The 20213-nt window shown below is 71.0% G+C and carries 23 protein-coding genes; 9 read left to right on the forward strand and 14 right to left on the reverse strand.

Annotation, left to right across the window (positions count from 1 at the left end; genetic code table 11):
* The first annotated feature begins 9 nt into the window (after positions 1-9).
* Positions 10-1044, forward strand: coding sequence for a zinc-dependent alcohol dehydrogenase family protein (locus tag WBA97_RS18035; protein ID WP_424232003.1), 1035 nt, complete (start codon positions 10-12; stop codon positions 1042-1044).
* Here the strand turns inward: WBA97_RS18035 and WBA97_RS18040 are convergent.
* The 3 genes from WBA97_RS18040 to WBA97_RS18050 all read right to left on the reverse strand — a co-directional run bounded on the left by WBA97_RS18040 (position 940) and on the right by WBA97_RS18050 (position 2132).
* The gene (locus tag WBA97_RS18040) at positions 940-1281 is read right to left on the reverse strand and encodes a hypothetical protein (RefSeq protein ID WP_424232004.1); all 342 of its coding nucleotides are present in this window, start codon (positions 1279-1281) and stop codon (positions 940-942) included. The two genes, WBA97_RS18035 and WBA97_RS18040, sit on opposite strands and share 105 nt — an antisense overlap.
* Before the next feature lie 147 nt (positions 1282-1428).
* Complete coding sequence (locus tag WBA97_RS18045) at positions 1429-1797, reverse strand: class I SAM-dependent methyltransferase (protein ID WP_424232005.1); 369 nt, start codon at positions 1795-1797, stop codon at positions 1429-1431.
* Positions 1794-2132 (reverse strand): winged helix-turn-helix transcriptional regulator, encoded by a 339-nt coding sequence (locus tag WBA97_RS18050; protein WP_424232006.1) that lies wholly within the window; start codon positions 2130-2132, stop codon positions 1794-1796. Before WBA97_RS18050 ends, WBA97_RS18045 begins: the two co-directional genes overlap by 4 nt.
* 279 nt (positions 2133-2411) lie before the next feature.
* Between WBA97_RS18050 and WBA97_RS18055 the strand changes: the two genes are divergently transcribed.
* From WBA97_RS18055 to WBA97_RS18065, 3 genes are all read left to right on the forward strand, one after another.
* Positions 2412-3275, forward strand: coding sequence for a hypothetical protein (locus tag WBA97_RS18055; protein WP_424232007.1), 864 nt, complete (start codon positions 2412-2414; stop codon positions 3273-3275).
* Positions 3276-3379: 104 nt separating this feature from the next.
* The gene (locus WBA97_RS18060; RefSeq protein WP_424232008.1) at positions 3380-3556 is read left to right on the forward strand and encodes a hypothetical protein; all 177 of its coding nucleotides are present in this window, start codon (positions 3380-3382) and stop codon (positions 3554-3556) included.
* 131 nt (positions 3557-3687) lie between these two features.
* Positions 3688-5235, forward strand: coding sequence for an MFS transporter (locus WBA97_RS18065; RefSeq protein WP_424232009.1), 1548 nt, complete (start codon positions 3688-3690; stop codon positions 5233-5235).
* A gap of 241 nt (positions 5236-5476) precedes the next feature.
* Here the strand turns inward: WBA97_RS18065 and WBA97_RS18070 are convergent, their stop codons facing one another.
* A complete protein-coding gene (locus WBA97_RS18070) occupies positions 5477-6433 on the reverse strand; it encodes a helix-turn-helix transcriptional regulator (RefSeq protein ID WP_424232010.1) in 957 nt (318 codons plus the stop codon).
* A gap of 159 nt (positions 6434-6592) precedes the next feature.
* Between WBA97_RS18070 and WBA97_RS18075 the strand changes: the two genes are divergently transcribed.
* From WBA97_RS18075 to WBA97_RS18085, 3 genes are all read left to right on the forward strand, one after another.
* Positions 6593-7216, forward strand: coding sequence for a C39 family peptidase (locus tag WBA97_RS18075; RefSeq protein ID WP_424232011.1), 624 nt, complete (start codon positions 6593-6595; stop codon positions 7214-7216).
* 88 nt (positions 7217-7304) lie between these two features.
* The gene (locus WBA97_RS18080; protein WP_424232012.1) at positions 7305-9179 is read left to right on the forward strand and encodes a Na+/H+ antiporter; all 1875 of its coding nucleotides are present in this window, start codon (positions 7305-7307) and stop codon (positions 9177-9179) included.
* Between the two features lie 16 nt (positions 9180-9195).
* Complete coding sequence (locus tag WBA97_RS18085; RefSeq protein ID WP_424232013.1) at positions 9196-9600, forward strand: DUF5709 domain-containing protein; 405 nt, start codon at positions 9196-9198, stop codon at positions 9598-9600.
* Between the two features lie 493 nt (positions 9601-10093).
* Here WBA97_RS18085 and WBA97_RS18090 read toward each other — a convergent pair whose 3' ends face one another.
* The 8 genes from WBA97_RS18090 to WBA97_RS18125 are packed head-to-tail and all read right to left on the reverse strand — an operon-like array spanning position 10094 to position 16821.
* A complete protein-coding gene (locus WBA97_RS18090; RefSeq protein WP_424232014.1) occupies positions 10094-10372 on the reverse strand; it encodes a YciI family protein in 279 nt (92 codons plus the stop codon).
* Between the two features lie 12 nt (positions 10373-10384).
* The gene (locus tag WBA97_RS18095; protein ID WP_424232015.1) at positions 10385-11266 is read right to left on the reverse strand and encodes an amidohydrolase family protein; all 882 of its coding nucleotides are present in this window, start codon (positions 11264-11266) and stop codon (positions 10385-10387) included.
* Positions 11257-12342 carry a vWA domain-containing protein gene (locus WBA97_RS18100; RefSeq protein WP_424232016.1) on the reverse strand — a complete coding sequence of 362 codons (1086 nt, stop codon included), beginning with the start codon at positions 12340-12342 and terminating at the stop codon, positions 11257-11259. Before WBA97_RS18100 ends, WBA97_RS18095 begins: the two co-directional genes overlap by 10 nt.
* Positions 12339-13169 (reverse strand): AAA family ATPase, encoded by an 831-nt coding sequence (locus tag WBA97_RS18105; RefSeq protein WP_424232025.1) that lies wholly within the window; start codon positions 13167-13169, stop codon positions 12339-12341. Before WBA97_RS18105 ends, WBA97_RS18100 begins: the two co-directional genes overlap by 4 nt.
* The gene (locus WBA97_RS18110; RefSeq protein ID WP_424232017.1) at positions 13162-14169 is read right to left on the reverse strand and encodes a xanthine dehydrogenase family protein molybdopterin-binding subunit; all 1008 of its coding nucleotides are present in this window, start codon (positions 14167-14169) and stop codon (positions 13162-13164) included. Before WBA97_RS18110 ends, WBA97_RS18105 begins: the two co-directional genes overlap by 8 nt.
* Positions 14166-15548 carry a xanthine dehydrogenase family protein molybdopterin-binding subunit gene (locus WBA97_RS18115; protein ID WP_424232018.1) on the reverse strand — a complete coding sequence of 461 codons (1383 nt, stop codon included), beginning with the start codon at positions 15546-15548 and terminating at the stop codon, positions 14166-14168. Before WBA97_RS18115 ends, WBA97_RS18110 begins: the two co-directional genes overlap by 4 nt.
* A complete protein-coding gene (locus WBA97_RS18120) occupies positions 15545-16033 on the reverse strand; it encodes a (2Fe-2S)-binding protein (protein WP_424232019.1) in 489 nt (162 codons plus the stop codon). The genes WBA97_RS18115 and WBA97_RS18120 overlap by 4 nt, the downstream gene beginning before the upstream one ends.
* Entirely contained in the window at positions 16033-16821 is a 789-nt protein-coding gene (locus WBA97_RS18125; protein ID WP_424232020.1) for an FAD binding domain-containing protein, read from the reverse strand. Before WBA97_RS18125 ends, WBA97_RS18120 begins: the two co-directional genes overlap by 1 nt.
* A 93-nt stretch (positions 16822-16914) precedes the next feature.
* Here WBA97_RS18125 and WBA97_RS18130 point away from each other — a divergent pair, with 93 nt between their 5' ends.
* Positions 16915-17586, forward strand: coding sequence for a GntR family transcriptional regulator (locus WBA97_RS18130; RefSeq protein ID WP_424232021.1), 672 nt, complete (start codon positions 16915-16917; stop codon positions 17584-17586).
* Between the two features lie 146 nt (positions 17587-17732).
* The gene (locus WBA97_RS18135) at positions 17733-18101 is read left to right on the forward strand and encodes a hypothetical protein (protein WP_424232022.1); all 369 of its coding nucleotides are present in this window, start codon (positions 17733-17735) and stop codon (positions 18099-18101) included.
* A 72-nt stretch (positions 18102-18173) separates the two neighbouring features.
* On the opposite strand, the gene WBA97_RS18140 is transcribed toward WBA97_RS18135, so the two are convergent.
* Entirely contained in the window at positions 18174-19358 is a 1185-nt protein-coding gene (locus WBA97_RS18140; protein WP_424232023.1) for a hypothetical protein, read from the reverse strand.
* Between the two features lie 179 nt (positions 19359-19537).
* Positions 19538-20213, reverse strand: a 676-nt coding sequence (locus tag WBA97_RS18145; protein ID WP_424232024.1) for an OmpL47-type beta-barrel domain-containing protein, incomplete at its 5' end; no start/stop codon positions are given.

Raw genomic sequence — 20213 nt, forward strand, 5'->3', positions numbered from 1 at the left:
ATTAGGGCGATGCGTGCTGTTGTGTACTCCGCGTACGGGGAGCCGCCGGTGGTGACGACCGTGCCCGAGCCGGTCGCGCCGGACGGGGGTGCGGTGCTCGAGGTACGGGCAACCGGGGTGTGCCGGTCGGACTGGCATGCCTGGCGCGGCCACGAGCCGGTGCCGCTGCCGCACACACCGGGCCACGAGCTGTCCGGGGTGGTCGCCGAGATCGGCGCCGGGGTCACCCGGTGGCGGCCGGGCGACCGGGTGACCGTGCCGTTCGTGTGCGGGTGCGGGGCCTGCGGGTACTGCCGGGCGGGCGACGCGCAGGTCTGTCCACATCAGACACAGCCGGGGTTCACCGGGCCGGGGTCGTTCGCCGAGCGGGTCGTCGTCCACGCCGCGGACACGAACCTGGTGGCGCTGCCCGGCTCCGTCGACTTCGTGACCGCCGCGTCACTCGGTTGCCGGTTCGCCACCGCCTACCGCGCACTCACCGCCCACGGCCGCCTCGCCGAGGGTGACTGGCTGGCCGTCCACGGCTGCGGCGGGCTGGGGCTCTCGGCCGTGCAGATCGGGGTGGCGCTTGGCGCGCGGGTGATCGCCGTCGACATCGCGCCATCGGCGCTGACGCTGGCCGCCGAACTCGGTGCGGCACACACGATCGACGCCACGTCCGAGCCCGACCCGGCCGCCGAGGTGCTGGCGCTCTCCGGCGGCGGCGCGACCGTGTCGATCGACGCGCTCGGCTCGCCGGGTACCGCGGCCGCGTCGGTGCGCGGCCTGCGCCGCCGGGGCAGGCACGTGCAGGCCGGGCTGCTGCTGGACGGCCCGACCCCGCTGCCGATGGACGTGGTGATCGCCAAGGAGCTGTCGATCCACGGCACCCACGGCATGGCGGCCGTCGACTACCCACCGCTGCTGGCGCTGGTCGCCGACGGCACGCTACGGCCCGATCTACTGGTCGGCTCGGTCGTCGGGCTCGACGAGGCGCCCGCCGCCCTCACCGCGATGGACCACCCGCCGACCGGGCCGGGCATGACGGTCGTCGCCATCGGGTAGCGGGACCGAGGCGATCATCGCGAACACCCGGTGCGGCACCATGAGCGGCTCCTCGCCGAACCGGTCCCGCAGCAACCGTGCCAGGTCGGCGTCGAACGCCGCGACGGTGTCCTCCGGCAGGCTCGCGCCGACGCCGTTCGAGCTGCGCACCCGGCCGCGCCACGCGGCGTGCGGGTACGGGACGTCGACGTCGAAGGTGAAGGTCTCCAGGCCGGCGAACCCCGCGAGGTCCGCCATCCGCGAGTCTGGAGTTCAGAACCCGCGAGTCCTCGGTTCAGAACCCCCGAGTCCTCGGTTCAGAACCCCCGAGTCCTCGGTTCAGAACCCGCGAGTCCTCGGTTCAGAACCCGCGAGTCCTCGGTTCGGGACCCGCGAGTCTAGGGTTCAGAACCCGCGAGTCCTCGGTTCGGGACCCGCGAGTCTAGGGTTCAGAACCCGCGAGTCCTCGGTTCGGGACCCGCGAGTCTGGGGTTCGGGACCCGCGAGTCTGGGGTTCAGAACCACGTCCCACCCCCCGCCCGGCAGACCGGTGTCCTCCGCCCGCGCCACCCGGTAGGTCACCTCGACCCCGGTCACCACGCACCCGGCGGCGGCGAGCTCCCGTGCGAGCGCACCGGTGCCGGTGCCGAGATCCGCGACGCGCTGCCCTGGCACGCCGATCCCGAGCGCGGCGAGGCGGGTGAAGAACTCCGGCGGGAAGCCGGTCCGGTACTTCGCGTAGTCCGTCGCTGTAGGACCGAAATCGACGCTCATGACACGCCATCCTGGGCCGCGAGCAGGTCGTCCCCGTGCCGGTCGGCCCAGTCGCCGAGTGCCTCGAGCGGGCCGAGCAGCGACTCACCCAGCGGGGTGCGTGCGTACTCGACGCGGGGCGGCGCCTCCCGGTACCGCTGCCGCGTGACGAGCCCGTTGTGCTCGAGGCGGCGCAGCGTCTCGGCGAGCGCCTTGTCGCTGATGCCGCCGATCCGCCCGCGCAACGTGACCGGCCGCACCGGCCCGTTGCGCAGCGCCCACAGCACGACGCCGTGCCACGTGTTGGCGAGCAGGTCCAACGCCATGCGCGCACGGCAGTCAGGCAGGTATTCCATCGCGTGCTCCCATTGTCACCACGCCGACGCACACCGATCGGTAGGCATCGGCGCACCTACCGTCCCTTCCTAACAGAAGGAGGACGGATGCGAATCGGGATCCTGGGCACGGGCAACATCGGCACGGCGCTCGGCGCGGGCCGGAGCGCGCGGCGCTGCTGGAGGCCACGGCCGCGTTCGCGATCGGACTGTGGTTCGGCGGCCCGGACGCGCAGGCGATCCTGCAACCGACCCGAACGGAGGATGGAGTGAGTCTCATGGCCGGGTAACGTCCTTGCGATGGGGCGCAAGGCAATCCTGCTGACCGCGGTACTCGCGCTGGTGTGGGCCGGGCTCGGGGTCGCCACCCCGGCCGCCGCCCAGAAGACCTGCCTCGTGGTGGACACCGACGTCGGTGTGGACGACTACCGGGCGCTCGCGGTGGTGGCACCAGCCCGGGACCTCCGCGCGGTCGTCGTCACGGAGGGCATATCCGGGGTGCCAAACGGCGCGACCGCCGTCTCCATGTTCCTGGCGGGGCGCGGGGTGAGTCCCCCGGTGCTGCCCGGCCTGGCGTCGCCAAGCCCGCCCGTCTACGACTGGCTGCCGCCGGTCCGGGCCGCCGCGGAACGGATGAACAACTTCCTGGGCGCGGCCGTCCCCGCACGCGGCACCCCGGACCGGCTCGCCAAGGGCGTGCGGGCGGCGGTCCTCGGCTGCGGCCGGGTCGAGGTGCTGGTGCTCGGCCCGTGGACGTCCTACCCGAGGTACGCGGCGGCGCTCGGCGGGCACCCGGGAATCGTCGCGTCGGGCCGGTCGTTCGCGGAGAACAACCCGGACAACTTCAACTGCGAGTACGACCTCGCGGCCTGCCGCACCGCGCCACGCAGGGCGGTGTACGTCGACCTGCCCGCCTCACCGGCCTACGACCCGACCGAGGAGATGGTCGCCCGACTCGGGCATACCGGACGGCCTGGGCTGCTGAAGGCCGCGCTGCTGGCGGACCCGTCGCAGTGGCTCGGCACCCGTCTGTGGGACGACACGGCCGCGCTGTCCTTGGTCGAGCCGGGTGTGTTCGCGCCGAGGGGCGGGCACCTGGAGCCGACCGTGGGCGAGGCGGCGTTCCGGGAGCTGGTCGTCGCGGCGATTAACCGGTCGGGCTAATAGCCAGTAAAGTTCGAGTGAATCACTGGTGGATCTCGTGCGACGCTCCCTACGATCCGGAAACACCTTGTGTGAGCCCCAACACACGAGCGAGGAGAGCGATCGTGCGAAGAAACCAGTTCCGGGCGGCGTGCCCCGGCATCGGATGGGAACGCGAACAGCGCAAACCAAGCACCATTGGCGGCCGGTCGGCGCGTTGGCGTCCCATCGCCACCGGCACCCGCCAGACCACACCCGAGCTTCCGGACGAAGACGCCGTGATCGTCCGGGGCATCGACTGACAAGGCGGACGCCCGGGACCTGATCGGTGTCCCTGAGCCCGGAAAAGAAAATCCGCGTGCGATGTCGAGATGCGTGGACCTGATCCGACGTGGTGGTGAGAACAGACCACCGACGACACGGAGCAGGGATCATGAACGAGACCACCGCACTGGCCGGGCGACGGGAGTGGATCGGGCTGGCGGTGCTCGCGCTGCCGACACTGCTGCTCTCGCTGGACATGAGCGTTCTGCACCTCGCGGTGCCGCATCTTGCCGCTGACCTCCAGCCGAGCAGCACGGAACTGCTGTGGATCATCGACATCTACGGGTTCATGGTCGCCGGGTTCCTGGTCACCATGGGCACACTCGGTGACCGGATCGGGCGCAGAAAACTACTCATGTTCGGCGGGGCCGCCTTCGGGGTGGCCTCGGTCGTGGCGGCGTTCGCCACCAGCCCGGAGATGTTGATCGTGGCCAGGGCCGCGCTCGGGATCGCCGGGGCGACCCTGATGCCGTCGACGCTGGCGCTGATCAGCAACATGTTCGCGGACCCCCGCCAGCGCGGAGTGGCGATCTCGGTGTGGATGAGCTGTTTCATGGGCGGCATGGTGGTCGGGCCCCTGGTCGGTGGACTCCTGCTCGAGGTCGCCTGGTGGGGTGCCGTGTTCCTGCTGGCCGTCCCGGTCATGGTGCTGCTGATGGTCACCGCGCCCACACTGCTGCCGGAGTACCGCGACGAGCAGGCCGGGCGGCTCGACCTGGCCAGCGTCGTGCTCTCGCTGGGGACCGTGTTGCCCGTGGTGTTCGCGCTGAAGGAGTTCGCGAAGGACGGGATGTCGGTGGGCACCTCGCTGGTGCTGGTGTGCGGGCTGGCCGTTGGCGTGGCGTTCGTGCGGCGGCAGCGGCGGCTCGCCCACCCGATGCTGGACCTGAGCCTGTTCCGCAACCGCGAGTTCAGTGCGGCGCTGGGCATCATGTCGGTCGGCGCGCTGATCATGGGTGGCGTGTTCCTGCTGGTCAGCCAGTACATGCAGCTGGTGGCGGGGCTGTCGGCGGTGCAGGCGGGCGCCATGCTGGTGCCGCAGGCGCTGGCCGTGGTGGCCGGGTCGCTGATCGCGCCGCGGCTGGCCCACCGGTTCCGGCCCGAGTTCGTGCTGGGCTTCGGGATGCTCGTCGGTGCGGGCGGGATCCTGCTGTTCACCCAGGTCGGCACGGACGGGGCGGTGCTGGTGATGCTCGGCATGTCGATCGCGGGGTTCGGCATGGGGCCGCAGGGCGTGCTGTGCACCGAGATGGTCATCGGCTCGGTGCCTGCCCGCAAGGCCGGTGCGGCGTCGGCTATGTCGGAGATGACCGGTGAGTTCGGCATCGCCATGGGGATCGCGTTGTTCGGCAGTGTTGGTACTGCCGTGTACCGCGACGAGCTGACCATGCCCGCTGGCCTGCCGGGCGGTGCCGCCGCCGAGGCGACCGAGAGCCTCGCCGGTGCCACCAACGTGGCCTCGGGGCTCGACCAGCAACTGGCCGCCGGGCTGCTCGGCCCGGCCCGCGACGCGTTCACCAGTGGTCTGCACACGGTCGCCGCGATCGGCGCGGTCACCGTGGTGGTGTTCGCGGTGGTCGGCATGCTGGCCCTGCGCAAGTCCCGCCCGGCGACGACCGAGCAGGAGGTCATCGAGGAGCCCGCGCTGGTGGCGTGACCGACCGAAACACCGACAGCGAACCGCGGCCGGTTCCGAACCCCAAACTCGCAGGTCCCGAACCGAAGACTCGCGAGTCCCGAACCCCAGACTCGCGGTTTCCGAACCGTGGACTCGCCGGTCCCGAACCCCAAACTCGCCAGTCCCGAACCGTGGACTCGCCGGTCCCGAACCGAAGACTCGCGGGTTCTGAACCGTGGACTCGCGGGTTCTGAACGCCGGACTCGGGGGGGACTGTGGGTTAGAGCCAGCCTCGGTTTGCTGCTTGTACGCCTGCCTGGAAGCGGGTTGTGGCGCCTAGGCGGTCCAGTAGTGCGGTGATGCGGCGGACGACCGTCCTGCGGGACAACTGCAGGCGCCTGGCGATGGCCTCGTCGGTCAGGCCCGCCGCCATGAGCGTGATGATCGTGCGGTCGCGTTCGGACAGTCGCACGCTCGGCTCCGCCGCGGTGACCGGCACCCCGAGTGTCCACAGTGTCTCGAACAGGCCGCAGAAGGCGTTCAGCAGACCGGAAGCGTGCACCACGAGCGAGCCGGCCACCCCCGACCGCGCCGGTTCCGGGATCAGCAGCGCGATGTGGTCGTCGCCGATGATGAGCTTCACCGGGAGGTCGGCGAGCACGCGGGCGTCCTCGCCCGCCTCGATCATCCTGGTCATGCTCGCGAACAGGTCGGCGTCGCCGTACACCGCCTGCTGGTACAGCGTCCGATAGGCGACACCGTCCGCCATGCGCCTGGCCTGTAACGACTCCTGCGCCGCGAACCGCTCCGGTGTACTGCGGTAGGGCGGGCGGTCCAGCCAGCGGATCCGTACCCGCGCCCGCTCCTGCACCCGCTCGGTCAGCGTGAACAGCTCGGTCAGGTCCGCGACCGGCTCGACGTCGGAGGGCCTGCCAACGTCCTGGCGCGCGATGCGGTACAGCTCGTCCAGTTCGGCGCCCGCGCGCCACAACGCGGCCCTCCTGGCTTCCTCCGCGCGCAGCACCTCCGACATCACGCGAACAGGCGGCCGCGCCACCCACCCTTCTCCTGTGCGGGTGACCGCGCCGAGGTCGGCCAGCTCCACCAGCACCCGCAGAGTGTCCGATATGGACAGTCCGGCCGCGGCCGCCAGTCTGTCCACATCGGACGGACCGATGCCGGTGAGCGCGCGGTACACGCGGCCCTGGTCGTGGCCTGGATCGAGCACGTCGTACACGAGGACCTCCGGGTGGCTCAGTTGCGCTATGTCGCAGGTGAGCCAGGGGACAGGTCTGGCAATGATCGCATCACACTGTCACGATCCGAGTAACGGAAATCCCAGACAGTTGGTTGAAGCTTCACAAATCGACTGACCCTGCCTGTCGAAGGAGATCCCATGCGCAGGATCACCGTCAGCGTGGTGGCCGTCGCGGCCGCCGCGACCACCATGTTCGCCGCGCCACTCGCGGCCGCCGCCCCACCGGACGCACGGCCGGCCGACGTCCATGTCGCCGGCGAGCACGTGCTGCAGGTGGACTACCAGGTCCAGGAGACCGGCTACTGGTGCGGCCCGGCCGCCACCAGAATCGCGCTCTCGGCCCGCGGTGTGTACCGCAGCCAGGGCGACCTCGCCGCCGAGCTGGGCACCCACACCGGCGGCACCGACCACATCGGCCAGGTCACGAACGTCCTTGGCGGCTACGTCGGCTGGTACGAGACGAAGGAGATGCCCAACGACCCGCCAACGCAGGCGCAACGCGACCTGCTGTGGCGCGACATCGTGCTGGACATCGACAACGGCTACGCGATCGTGGCCAACATCGTCGCACCGCCCGGCAACCAGCCGCCCGGCTACCCGCCCGGCCAGACGATCTACCACTACTTCACGGTCATCGGCTACAACGACGCCAACATGACCGTGCTGATCGCCGACCCGGCCTCGTTCAGCGGCAACCAGATCTACTGGCTCACGTTCAACCAGCTGGCGACGCTCATCCCGCCGAAGGGCTACAGCGCCTGACCGTCCCACTGTCCTACCGCGAAGTCCCCGCATGGCGGCGCCATGCGGGGACTTCGCGGTAGTGCGCCGGACGGCGGATGATGGTCATGTGCACATCGCGGCGGAGATAGTGGCGCTGGTCGTGGCGGTACTCGTCGTCACGGCGGTCGCGCGCAGGCTGGACTGGTCGGCACCCCTGTGCCTGATCGGGGTGGGCGTGGTCGCGTCCTACATACCAGGCGTCCCGGAATACCACCTGTCCGCCGAGTTCGTGCTGGTCGGCCTGCTGCCACCGCTCCTGTACTCGGCCGCCATCCAGACCTCGCTGCTGGACTACCGCAAGATGCGCGGCCCGATCGTGCTGCTGTCGGTGGGGCTCGTGGTGTTCACCGCGTTCGGGGTTGGGCTGGTCGCGTGGGCCGTGGTGCCGGGGCTGCCGCTGGCAGCGGGCATCGCGCTCGGCGCGGTCGTCGCACCGCCGGACGCGGTGGCGGCGAGCGCGGTCGCGCGGCGGGTCGGCATGCCGCGCAAGCTGGTCCGGCTGCTGGAGGGCGAGAGCCTGTTCAACGACGCCGCGGCACTGGTCGCGCTGCGCACGGCCATCGCCGCCATCGCCGGGTCGGTGACGTTGTGGCAGGTCGGCCTCGACTTCGTGCTCGCCGCGGTCGGCGGCGGGGTCGCCGGCGTGGTGGTCGGGCTCGCGGCCTCGTACGTGCGCAACCGCCTCGATGACCTGGTGACCGACACCGCGCTGTCGTTCGTGGTGCCGTTCGTCGCCTACCTGCTGGCCGAGGTCGTGCACGGGTCGGGGGTGCTCGCGGTGGTGGCGAGCGGGATCATCATCGGCCACAAGTCGCCGACCATCCTGTCCGGGCAGGCCCGCCTCGCGAGCAGGCACAACTGGCAGACCATCCAGTTCCTGCTGGAGAACATGGTGTTCCTGCTGATCGGCCTGCAGCTGCGGCAGATCGGCGAGGAGGTCGCCGACAGCGACCTGTCCGGCGTCGCGATCGCGGGCATCTGCGCCGCCGTGCTCGGCGCGACCATCCTCACCCGCGTGCTGTGGATGCTCGGCATCGGCACGATGAAACGGGTCAGGAGGAAGCTCACCGGCACGCGCGGGCACGTGTGGCCATGGACGTACTCCGCGGTGCTCGCGTGGGCGGGCATGCGTGGCGTGGTGACCCTGGCCGCCGCGTTCATCCTGCCCGCCGACACCCCGGAACGGGCGGTGCTGGTGCTCGCCGCGTTCGTCGTGGTGGCAGGCACGCTCGTCATCCAGGGCACGACGCTGCCCGCCCTGGTCCGCTGGCTGCGGCTGCCGCCACCCGACCCGGCCGAGGACGCGCTGCAGGAGGCGGCGGTGCTCAACGACATGGGCAAGGTCGCGCTCGAACGGCTGGCGGAGATCAGCACGCCGGAGGACTCGCCGGAGGTCATCGACCGGCTGCGGGCCCGGCTGCGGGACCGCACCGACGCCGCGTGGGAGCAGCTCGGCAGGCAGAGCACGCTCGCCGAGACCCCCAGCGACGCCTACCGCAGGCTGCGCACCGAGCTGCTGGTCACGGAACGCGAGCAGGCCCTGAAGGCCCGCGACAGCGGTCAAGCCGACGATGTGGTGCTGCGCAGGATCCTGGAGCGGCTCGACATCGAGGAGTCGATGCTCGACCGCGAGGACGATCAGTCCGACACCGACCGTGAGCTGCACACCCCGGTGGCGACGGCCGGGTCGTGCAAGCACCTCGACCACCCGTGGAAGGACGTGCGGCCAAGCGCGACCGACAGCTGCGCGGCCTGCGTCGAGGAGGGCACCACGTGGGTGCATCTGCGGATGTGCCTCAAATGCGGCAATGTTGCGTGCTGTGACTCATCCCCGCGCAAGCACTCCGCCCGGCACTTCTACGACACCCGGCACCCGGTGATGCGCAGCTTCGAGCCGGGCGAGACATGGCGCTGGTGCTACGTAGACAGTCAGCTGGGCTGACCACGAGGAGGACGAGGTGCGAGACGACATCGACAGCGAATCCAACCTGCTGGAACCGGAGGACACCCTCATCGACCGTGGCGTGCCCGACGTGCTCGACGAGGGTTACTCCCCCGCCGAGCGGCCGTCGGACTTCACCACCGAGCACGAGGCCCTCGACACCCGCCTGTCCCGCGAGCTGCCGGAGACCGAGGGCGACGACACCGACGGCATCGGCGACACCACGGACACCGACGGCGAACCGTACGACGACGAGGTCGGCGTGAGCAGGTCAGGCCGCCTCGTGGCCGACGACGAGGGCACCGACACCCGCACCGACGGCGACACCGACGCCTACCTGTACGCCAGGGACGTGGGCATCAACGGCGCGGCGGCCTCAGCGGAAGAAGCCGCAATCCACGTCGTCCAAGACGAGGACTAACCCGCAGCGCGAACCGCAAGCTAACCCCGCGAGTCCACCGTCCAGAACCCGCGAGTCCACCGTTCAGAACCCGCGAGTCCACCGTTCAGAACCCGCGAGTCCACGGTTCAGAACCCGCGAGTCCACGGTTCAGGACCCGCGAGTTGGCGGTTCGGGAAAAAGCAGCGCCCGGCAGCGCGAAGCGCGGCAGCGCCCGGCAGCGCGAAGCGCGGCAGCGCCCGGCAGCGCAGCGCGGGGGCAACGGAGCGGAGCCCTTCTTAACGCTCAGCCTGTTCCGCTGGTGGTCATGTTGGGTGGTCGCGCGGTGGGTGTGGCCTGGTCACGCCCGCTTCGCGGGTGCCGGGCGCTGCGTGCCCGGCCCGCGCGGCGGGCTTCGTCCGCCGCGCCGCGCGAGGCGCGGCGAAGTCCGGCATGGCGATTGGCTCGATTTCCGGGACAGCGCCGGGGGTTGCCGGCCGACCGCCGTGCGAACCCGGAGCGAGTGAAGGCGCGATCAGCCGGTGACGCCGCCCACGGTCACCTTCCACGCACGCAGGTAGCGGTCCTTCGTCACGTCCAGTTGCGTGAACGGGTCGCCCGCGACGAGGTTCTCCGCCGCCGCATGGTCTTCCGCGTCGAGCAGGATCGCGCCGCCAGAGCCGTCCTCGTACGGGCCCGCCGCCACGAGCGAACCACCATCACGGAGTGTGTTCAGGTACGCGACGTGGTCGTCGCGGCGCTGGGCGCGCAGGTCGGTCTCGTGGTAGCCGTACGTCAGCAAAAACAGTGCCACGGGGTTCTCCTTCTACAGTGCGTAAACCCGCCGGGCGGTCCCGGCGAGGATCGCGGCCTGGCCGGCCTCGGGTAGGTGGGCCACCGCGTCGCGCCACGCGGCGACGAGCGGCGGCATCGACGTCCACAGCTTCTCGACGGGGAAGTTGGTGCCGAACATGGCGCGGTCCGGGCCGAACCAGCCGAGCGTCTCGGCCGCGACGAACGCGATGAACTCGCGATCGACGCGGTGGACGAAGGTGCCCTGCCCGGTCAGCTTCACCACCACGTTCGGCAGCTGCGCGAGCCGCGCCATGCCGTCGCGCCACTCTCGCACGGTCGCGGGTGCCAGATCGGTCAGCATGCCCGCGTGCACGAGCACGAACGTCACGTCCGGGACGGCCGCCACCAGCTCCGCCGCGTCGGCCATCTGCCCGGGGAACACCTGCAGCTCGAACACCCAGCCCAGTTCCTCCAGCGACGCGATGTTCCTGCGCAGGACCGGGTCGTTCATGCGGTTCGGCGCGGACGCGAACCGGAACTCCTCCCGCTCGTGCCAGTGCAGCTGCAGCCGGGTGCCCCGCACGACCGGCAGCGTCGACTGCTGCTTCAGCACGTCGACGGCGTCGGGGCTGAACAGGTCCGCGCTGCCGACCACCGCGGTCGGCCAGCCGGTCCGCTCGTTCAGCTCGGCGAGCCACCGCACCTCGGCGAGCACCCGGTCGAGCGGCCAGTTGGCCTGCACGTACACCGACTGCGTGATGCCGCCCGAGGTGGCGTCGGCGATGTACTCGTCGACCAGGTAGTCGCGCTTGATCGGCTCGTACGGGCCGAAGATCCGCGGCACCATCGGCCCGGACAGCCACGGCATGTCCCTGGTGCGCCACACGTGGTGGTGCGCGTCGACTATCTCCATGCGTTCTCTCCCTTGAGAAGCTGTTCGCACGCCGACGCGAGGTCGTCGACCCCCGCGAGCACGTCGATGTCCCCGGCGACCGCGGCCATGCCCCTGGTCAGCGGCCGGTACGCCGGGTCGCTGGCCAGCGGCGACCACCACACGAGCCGGTGACCGAGCAGCGCGAGCCGCCGGACCGCCCGCGTGAACGGCACGCAGTCGCCGCGTTCCAGGCCGTCGGAGGCAACGAGCACCAGCGCACCGCGTGCCATCCGCAGATGCCTCGGGTTGGCGAGGAACGCCTGCAGCGACGGGCCGATGCGGGTGCCGCCGTCCGCGTCGCGCACCAGGTCGGCCAGCGCGGCGCCCGCGTCCCTGGCACGCAGCGCGGGGGTGACGTGGGTGAGCCGGGTACCGAACGTGAACACCTCGGCGCGGTCGCACGTGGCCACGACCGCGTGCGCGAACCGCAGGTACGCGGCGCTATACCGCTTCATCGACCCGGACACGTCGATCAGCACCAGCACGGGCCGCTGGCGTCTCGGGTGTGTGCGCCACCGCAGCCGCACGACCTCGCCGCCGGTGCGCCACGCCTCGCGGTGCACGCGTCGCACGTCGAGGCGGTCGCCGCGGCGGGCGGGCCTGCGGCGGCGCGACCGGATCGTCGGCACGGCCGGGGGCAGCAGCCTCACCACCCTGGCCAGGTCGTCGTCGGCGACCCGTGCCTGCCGGTCCGCACTGGACCAGCTCGCCGTCGTGCCGTCACCCTCGCGGGTGACCTCGTCGGGTGGCGGGCCGTCGTCCGCACCGCCGCCGCGGTCCTCCTCGCCGGGTGCCTCGACCGCCGGGACCGTCGCGGCGCCGGTGCCGAACCAGCGTGCGAACACCGGGTCGAACACCTCGGTGTCGGCGACCGAGCCGGTCAGGGTGGCGTGTGCGATCCAGTACAGATGACCTGGATCGCGCGGCGGCACCACGGTGAGCGCGTGCAGGAAGTCGCGCTGCTTGGGCACGGGCACGGCCAGGCCCTGTTCGCGCAGCTCCCGCAGGAAGCCACGCACGTGGTCGCGAGCGTGCGATGCCGCAAGCTCGTTCACGGCGCGATCAGCTCGTCGAAGTGCTCGTGGACGGCCGCGACGTCCGCCTCGTCCTTCACCAGCAGCCCGAGCGCCCTGCGCAGCGCCACCGGCCACGGGTCGCCGTCCCCGAGGAGGGTCACCGCACCGCGCGCCCACTCGACGGACTCCGCGATCCCGGGCCGCTTCAGCAGGTCGAGGCGTCGGACACCCGACACCGCACGCACCAGCGACCCGGCCGCGTCGTCCTCGATGGCCGGGACGTGGGCACGTACGATCGCCCGCTCGCGGGCCGGGTCGGGGAACGGGATCCAGTGGTACAGGCAGCGCCGCTTGAGCGCGTCGTGCAGCTCGCGGGTGCGGTTGGAGGTCAGCACGACGACCGGCGGCACCACGGCCTCGACCGAGCCCAGCTCGGGGATCGTGATCCGGAAGTCGGCAAGGAACTCCAGCAGGAACGCCTCGAACTCGCTGTCCGCGCGGTCGACCTCGTCGACGAGCAGCACCGAGGAGCTCCGCAGTGACCGCAGCAGCGGCCGGGCAAGCAGGAACTCCTCCGCGTACACGTCACCGATCTCGCCGCCCCGCAAGGCAAGCAGCTGCCGGGGATAGTTCCACTCGTACAGTGCCTGCCCGGCGTCGAGCCCCTCGTAGCACTGGAGCCGCACCAGTTCGCGGTCCAGCACGCGGGAGAGCACGGCCGCGATCTCGGTCTTGCCGACGCCCGGCTCACCTTCGAGCAGCAGCGGCCGCCCGAGGGTCAGTGCCAGGTAGACGGCCGTCAGGAGACCGTCGTCGGCGAAGTACCGCTCCTCGCGCAACCGCCGCGCGAGCGTCGCCTCATCCATCGGCACGCAACGCGTCCAGACCACGCAGGACGCGTTCTGGGGTGAACGGCATGTGTTCGAGGCGCACGCCGCACGCGTCGAAGATCGCGTTGGCGATGGCGGGGATCGGCGCGTTGGCGGTCATCTCGCCGATGCCCTTGGCGCCGAACGGTCCGGTCGGGGCCGGGCGTTCCAAGAGGACACTGGTCTGCTCGGGGATGTCGCCGGCGGCGGGCATCAGGTACTCGCTGAAGTCGGCTGGGCCGTGGTCGCGCACCGGGTAGTACGGCTCGGTCGCCTCGAACAACGCGTGGGACATGCCCATCCACGCGCCACCCTCCACCTGCTGCGTGGCCATGGCCGGGTTCAGCGCGCGGCCGATCTCGTACACGCTGTACATCGCCAGCACCTCGACGACCCCGGTCTCGTCGTCCACCTCGACCTCGGCGACCGTGCACGCGTGTGCCTGGCACGAGTCCGGGTCCATCTCACCGGTCTCGGGCACGACCTCGCTCTTCTCCTTCATGAACACGCCACGGCCGGAGATCGTGCGGCCGTGCGTGAAGTGCGCGGCCAGCGCGAGGTCGGTGATGTGGATGCGTTTGGACTCCGCACCCTTGACCTGGATGTAGCCGGTGCCGTCGGTCTCCAGGTCGGCCGCGTCGACCTCCAGCTCCTCGGCCGCCACGTCCAGCATGATCGCGCGGGCCTCGGTCGCGGCCATGATCACGGCGTTGCCGATGCGGTGGGTGCCCCGGCTCGCGAACGTGCCCATGCAGTGCGGACCGGTGTCGGTGTCGGCGGTGTCGACGAGGACGTTCTCGAACGGCAGGCCCAGGGTCTCCGCGGCACACTGCGCGACGACGGTCTTCAGGCCCTGCCCGAGATCCACGGAGGACAGTGAGATCACGAACGTGCCGGTGGTGGTGGCGTGGATCAGCGCCTGCGACGGGTCGCCGCCGAGGTTCATGCCGGTCGGGTAGTTGACCGCCGCGTACCCTCGGCCACGCAGCCTGGTCATCGCGCCTCCAGGGACGACATGCGGCGGTACTCGTCCGGCAGCTCGTGACCCACCAGCTCGGCGGCCTTCTGCATCACCTCGATGAGCGCGGTGCCGTCGGCGACCTTGCGGTGCGCCTTCATGTCCCCGTCCCGGTAGGCGTTCTTCATCCGCAGCTGCAAGGGATCCAGGTCCAGCGCGCGGGCGATCCGGTCCATCTGGGACTCCAGCGCGAAGTCGCCGATGGTGACGCCGAACCCGCGCATCGCGCTCGACGGGGTGCGGTTGGTGTACACGCAGTGGCAGTCGATCCGTACGTTCGGGATCGTGTACGGGCCGGGGAAGTGCGCGGCCGCTTTCGTGGTGCCGTACGGGGTGTGGCGCGAGTAGGCACCCGCGTCGATGTAGGCGGTGACCTGGCGCGCGACGATCCGCCCGTCGCTCATCACGCCGTCCTTGAGGTAGATGCGTTCCGCCGCGCGGGGCGAGGACACCTGCATCTCCTCGTGGCGGCCGTAGACGAACTTCACCGGGCGGCCGGTCTTCATCGCGGCCACGCAGGCGACCGGCTCGACCACGACGTCGACCTTGCCACCGAACCCGCCGCCGACCGTGCCACCCACGATGCGGAGCTTGTTGAAGTCGGCTTCGAGGATCAGCGCGGTGTTGTCGAGGGTGAAGAAGCACGCCTGCGTGTCGGAGTGGATCCGCAGCCTGCCGTCGGGCTGCGGCACGACGGTGCAGCCGGTGGTCTCCACCGGTGCCTGCTCGATCGGCGAGGACTGGTAGCGCCACTCGAAGACGTGGTCCGCCTCGGCGAAACCCTGTTCCACGTCACCGAGACGCACGCGCCTGCAGTGGTGGCCCTCGTAGGTGAAGTGGTTCCTGCCGTGGTACTCATTGACGATCGGCGCGTCCTCCTTGAGCGCCTCCTCGACGTCGAACACCGGGGGCAGGTCCACATAGTCGACCCGCACGGCGGCGGCGCCTGCGAGCGCGGCGGCCTCGGTCTCGGCGACGACCGCGACGATCGGCTCACCGAGGTAGCGGACCTTGTCCACGGCGAGGATCGGCTCGTCGTCCGGGGTGACGCCGATGAGCTTCAGCGGCGTGTAGAGGTTGTTCGGGATGTCGGCGCCGGTGAGGACCGACACCACGCCCGGCACCGCGAGCGCGATGGAGGCGTCGACGCAGGCGAGCCGGGCGTGGTGTCGGGCGGACCTGTGCATCTTGAGATGCAGCAGGCCGGTCGGGCGGACGTCCTCGAAGAACTCCGTGCGCCCGGTGACGTGGCCGAGCGCGTCGGAGCGGGTGACGACCGACCCGATGACGGTGAAATCGTCGCCGTCGTGTTCCGGTGCGAAGTAGCCGGTGTCGACGGGGCTGCGGCGGTAGCTCATGCCGGCCTCCCCGCCGCGCGGCGCCGGCCCGCCGCGTCCAGGATCGCGTTCACGATCGGTTCGTAGCCGGTGCAGCGGCAGACGTTGCCGCTGATCGCCTCGACCACCTCCGCGCGGGTCGGGTCGGGGTTCCCGGCGAGCAGCGCCTCGGCGGTCATGATCATGCCGGAGGTGCAGAAACCGCACTGTGTGGCGAAGTCCTCCAGGAACGCGGACTGGACCTCGTCGAGATCGCCGGTGGGGGCGACGCCTTCGAGGGTGCGCACGGCGGCGCCGTCGACGGTCTCGACGGGCAGCAGGCAGGACGGGACCGGCCGGTCGTCGACGAGCACCGTGCACGACCCGCACGCGCCCTGCGCGCAGCCGCGTTTCGCCGCGGTGAGGCCGAGGGTGTCACGCAGGGCGCCGAGCAGCGTGGTGCCGGGGCGCGCGAGAAACTCCTCCTCGCGGTCGTTGACGCGGAGGGTGACGATCCGGGAGGCCATCAGTCTTCCCCCAACAGGGCGCGGCGGACGTGGACGGGCAGGACGCGGGCGCGGTACCAGGCGGAGGCGTAGGCGTCGTCGAACGGCGCGGTGCCTTCGTGTGCCGCCTCGGCGGCCGCCTCCGCCGCGGCCCGGTCGAGCGGGCGGCCGATGAGTGCCCGTTCGGCGGCGCGGGCCCTGACCGGCGCCCGCGCGACCCCGCCGAGCGCGATCGTGGCCTGTTCGACGACCCCGTCGCCGACGACCAGTGCGGCCGCGACGGTCACGATCGATGCCGAGTTGTGCCTGCGCCGCATGGCTTTCCGGTACCGCCAGGTGTGCGGTAGTCCGAAGTGGATGGTGGTGACCACCTCGTTGTCCCCGACGGTGTCGCCGACGTCGATCGTGCGGGACCCGCCGGTGCTGAGCACGTCGAGCCGCGCGCCGAGCGCGAGCAGCGCCACGGTGAGATCCCCGTGCGGTTGCGCGGCGAAGAGGTTGCCGCCGACGGTGGCGAGGTTGCGCACGGGTGGTGAGGCGATGGAGCGGACCACCGGCGAGAGGAAGCGGAGCTCGTCGTGCGTCCCGAGGCGGGCGAGCGTGACGGCGGCACCGATCTCGGCCGCGCCGCCCGAGACCCGGAGGCCGTCGAGCCCGGCACCACGCAGCGAGATCAGCGTGTCCACGTCCATGGCACCGGTGTTGACGCGGGGCATGACGAGTGTGCCGCCGCCGAGCAGCCTGCCCCCGCCGCCGAGCAACCCGGCGGCCTCGGCCGCCGAGGACGGCAGATGTACCTTCGCCAGCACAAACCCTCCCCATCGAGGCGATTATCGATAATTGATAATCTGGTTCAGACGGTACGGTTACCCGTCGAGGACCGTCAAGACCCCGAGGACCACATGGCCGACACGAAGCCGCTGCCCCGGCTGACACTGAGCAGGCAGATCCGCGACGCACTCGTGCGCCGCATCGTGTCGGGCGAGCTGGTACCGGGCGAACGCCTGGTGGAGACCCGGATCGCGGAGGACTACGGCACGAGCCAGGCCCCGGTCCGCGAGGCACTGCGCGAGCTCGAGGCGATCGGCATGGTCGAGACGAAGCCGCGCCGTGGCTCGTTCGTGCGGCACTTCATCCAGCAGACGCTGCGGGAGAGCTACGTCGTACGCGCGGCACTGGAGGAAGCCGCGACGCGCCTCGCGTTGCCCGCGGGCACCGTGCCCTTCGAGGCACTGCACGCGGACGTCACCGCCATGCGGGAGGCCGCGGCACGCGGCGACGTGCAGGCGGTCGGCACGGCGAGCGTGTCGTTCCACCGGCACGTCATCGACGCCGCGGGCAACGAGCTACTCAAGGGCGCGTGGGAGGCCCTGCAGATCGAGGCCCGCACGGCGGTCACCCTGCTGGCGGTCGAACCCGCGCTCGGCGAGGTCGCGGAGGAACACGCGGAGTTGCTGGCAGTACTGGAATCCGGTGACCTGTCGGCGGCCTGCAGGCTGACCCGCGACCACCAGTGGCACTACGCCGACCTCCCGCACGACGCCCACGGCCGGGCCCGGACCCCAATGCACTGAAGGGCACCCCTGTTACTGCGACCAGGCGAGGCTGGGGAGCCGCGTAGCCACCAGGAGTAGAGCGGACCGCGGGTACACCACCCGACCGAGTGACACAGAGGTAGATGCCTTCTGCAAATTGCAACTCAGGCGTAGCCTCACTTTCCGTGGCTAATACAGCAAAACGTGTTACCCAGCGCCACGACCCGACGCCGGTGTTGCGACAGGCGGTGCAGGCCGCGCAGCGAAGGCTGTTACTCGGCCGGCACGACCTCGCTGACGTCAACGAGGCGCTGGCCAGGTTGTTCGCCGACCTGGCCCCCATCCACGACCAACTCACGGCGGCCGCGAGCGCCGCACCGGAAGGCCCGGTGGCGGCCGTGCTCGCACAGTTGCGTGCGAGCTTCGGCCACGCCGTGGACGGCCGCCCGGAACCCGCGATCAACGGCGTGATCACCGCCGCGACGACCGCGATCCGCCTCGCGGACGACGTGGCACTGGCCCGGGAGTACACCGACCAGGCCCGCTGGCGCTGACCCCGATGGTGAATAAGCGAACCGGGGCCGGTGCGTGCGCACCGACCCCGGCGGAGAGAACGACCCGGTGACCTACGACCGCGGCGCGAAGTAGCCGAACAGGTCGATGATCGCGTCCGGGTAGTTCAGGTGGTTGTACAGGTCGACCGCACGGGAGACCCCCAGCGGGACGACCGTCTGGTTCGAGGCTGTCTGCATCGTGTTCAGGTTGAGCTGTGAGATGCCAGGGCGGGGCGTCCCTGCCTCGAACGCGGTCAGGTACGTGCCGCCTGAGTAGTAGTCGATACCGGTGAGGTTGAACGACACCGTCGTCGCCGCGGCAGGGACCACGTGGGCCAGCGGGATGCGCTGGAAACCGCGGTGCGGCAGGGTTGCCGTGGGGCGGGAGTCGAACGCGCGGACCGGGGCGACCGGGTGGTACGCCTCGCCGTCGGCGGCGTAGTAGCCGAGGATGTCGACGAACGCGTCCACCATGCCCGCGTTGTTCCGCACGGTGATCTTCCGATCGCCCGGCGGCAGCGCCACGATCGCCTTGTTCGCGGTGACCTCACCCATCTCGACGTTCACCGTCGACGTCGCCGGGCCCACGTAGCCGCCGCCACCCACGGACAGGAACGTGTCCCGCGTCGGCTGGTGAGCGGTCACGTTGAGCACCACGGCGCTCGCCCCCTCTGGCACAACGCCGGGTGCGACGTCGTCCAGCGGCGCGATGATGATGCCACCGCCCGGGATGCGCGTGGGGTCTGGCCTGGTGTCGAACAGCCGCCGAGGGGACGCCAAGGCGTTGAAGAACATCTCGCCGTCCGCCGAGTAGTAGCCGACCAGGTCCGCCACCAGGTTGACGTACCCGTTGTGGTTGTACAGCGTCACCCACGGCCGGGCCGGGTTGACGGTCACCGTGGCCTCGTTCGATCTGATCTCCAGCGGCCGCAGGTTGAGACTTGACACCCCCGGTCTCGGCGTCCATCTGTCGTGGGCGGTGACGAAGGTCGGCGCGGTCGGCGAGATGGCGGTGATGTTCAGTGCCACCGCCGACGCGCCTGGCGGCACGTGCCCGCTGAGGTCGAAGTTGACGCTCCCGCTCGCCGAGACGGGCATGCCTCTGCGGGTGTCGAGGACGCGTACCGGGTCGACCGCGGTGTAGGCCAGGCCTGCCGCGGCGGGCTGCGGCTGCGCCGCGGCGGCCTGGCCGACCGGACCCGCCATGGTCAGGCCGATCAGACCGGCCGCGAGCACGCCAAAGAAACGTTTGCGCATTGGATTGAACCCCCCGGATTCGGGCTTCAGCCGAAGGTGTCTCCGTTCGGCTGCCATGGAAGACGTGCTTCCACGATGGGGGTTGCGTGGATGTTCTCCGGCGGAAGGGCCCCGGTGCTGGAGTACTTGACGGGCTCCAGCACCGGGGTGGGGGCGGGCCGGCACCGGCCCCCGTCCGGTTACCCGGTCAGCGGCGCCCGCAGCGCCGTCGCGATCGCGACGAGCTGCGCGCGGACCTCCGCGGTCGCGACCGTGTTCGCCACCGTGGTGAAGCGGTCGAGCGCGGCCATGGCCGGCCGGTTCAGCCCGGCCCTGGACAGGTGCGCCGCGGTCGCGAGGTGGACGTAGAGCTGGAGGTAGCTCGCGAGCCCCAGCCTTCCCTCCGCCCGGTAACTGACGAGCAGGTCGGCCGCGGTGTCCCACGTGACCGCCACGGCGAACGGCACCCTGACCTCCTCGGCGTTGCCCGCCTCGTCGGTGGCCACGACCCGCAGTTCGTGCGCACCTGCTGTCGGGGCAACCGAAAGCGGGGTCTGGACCCGTTCGCCGTCCAGCTCCACCACCACCGACGCGACACCGGAGGCCGGGTCGGCCGCGGTGGCACCGAGCGACAGTGCCGTGCCCACGTCGTACGCGCGACCCGCCTCGACTCCCGTCACCGAGACGGCGGGCACGGTCCTGTCCACCATCGCGGTCGCCGGGACCGCGGCGGAGACGTTGCCCGCGGCGTCGATCGCGCGGAACTCCAGTGCGTGGCTGCCGTCCTGGTCCAGCACCACCGGTGCCGTGTAGCCGGTCCACTCACCGTTGCCTGCCCGCTGTTCGACGCGGATCTCGCCTGCCCGGTCGTCGGGG

Origin of the sequence: Actinophytocola sp. (assembly GCF_049647105.1) — a bacterium.
In the GTDB taxonomy this organism is placed as follows: Bacteria; Actinomycetota; Actinomycetes; order Mycobacteriales; family Pseudonocardiaceae; genus Actinophytocola.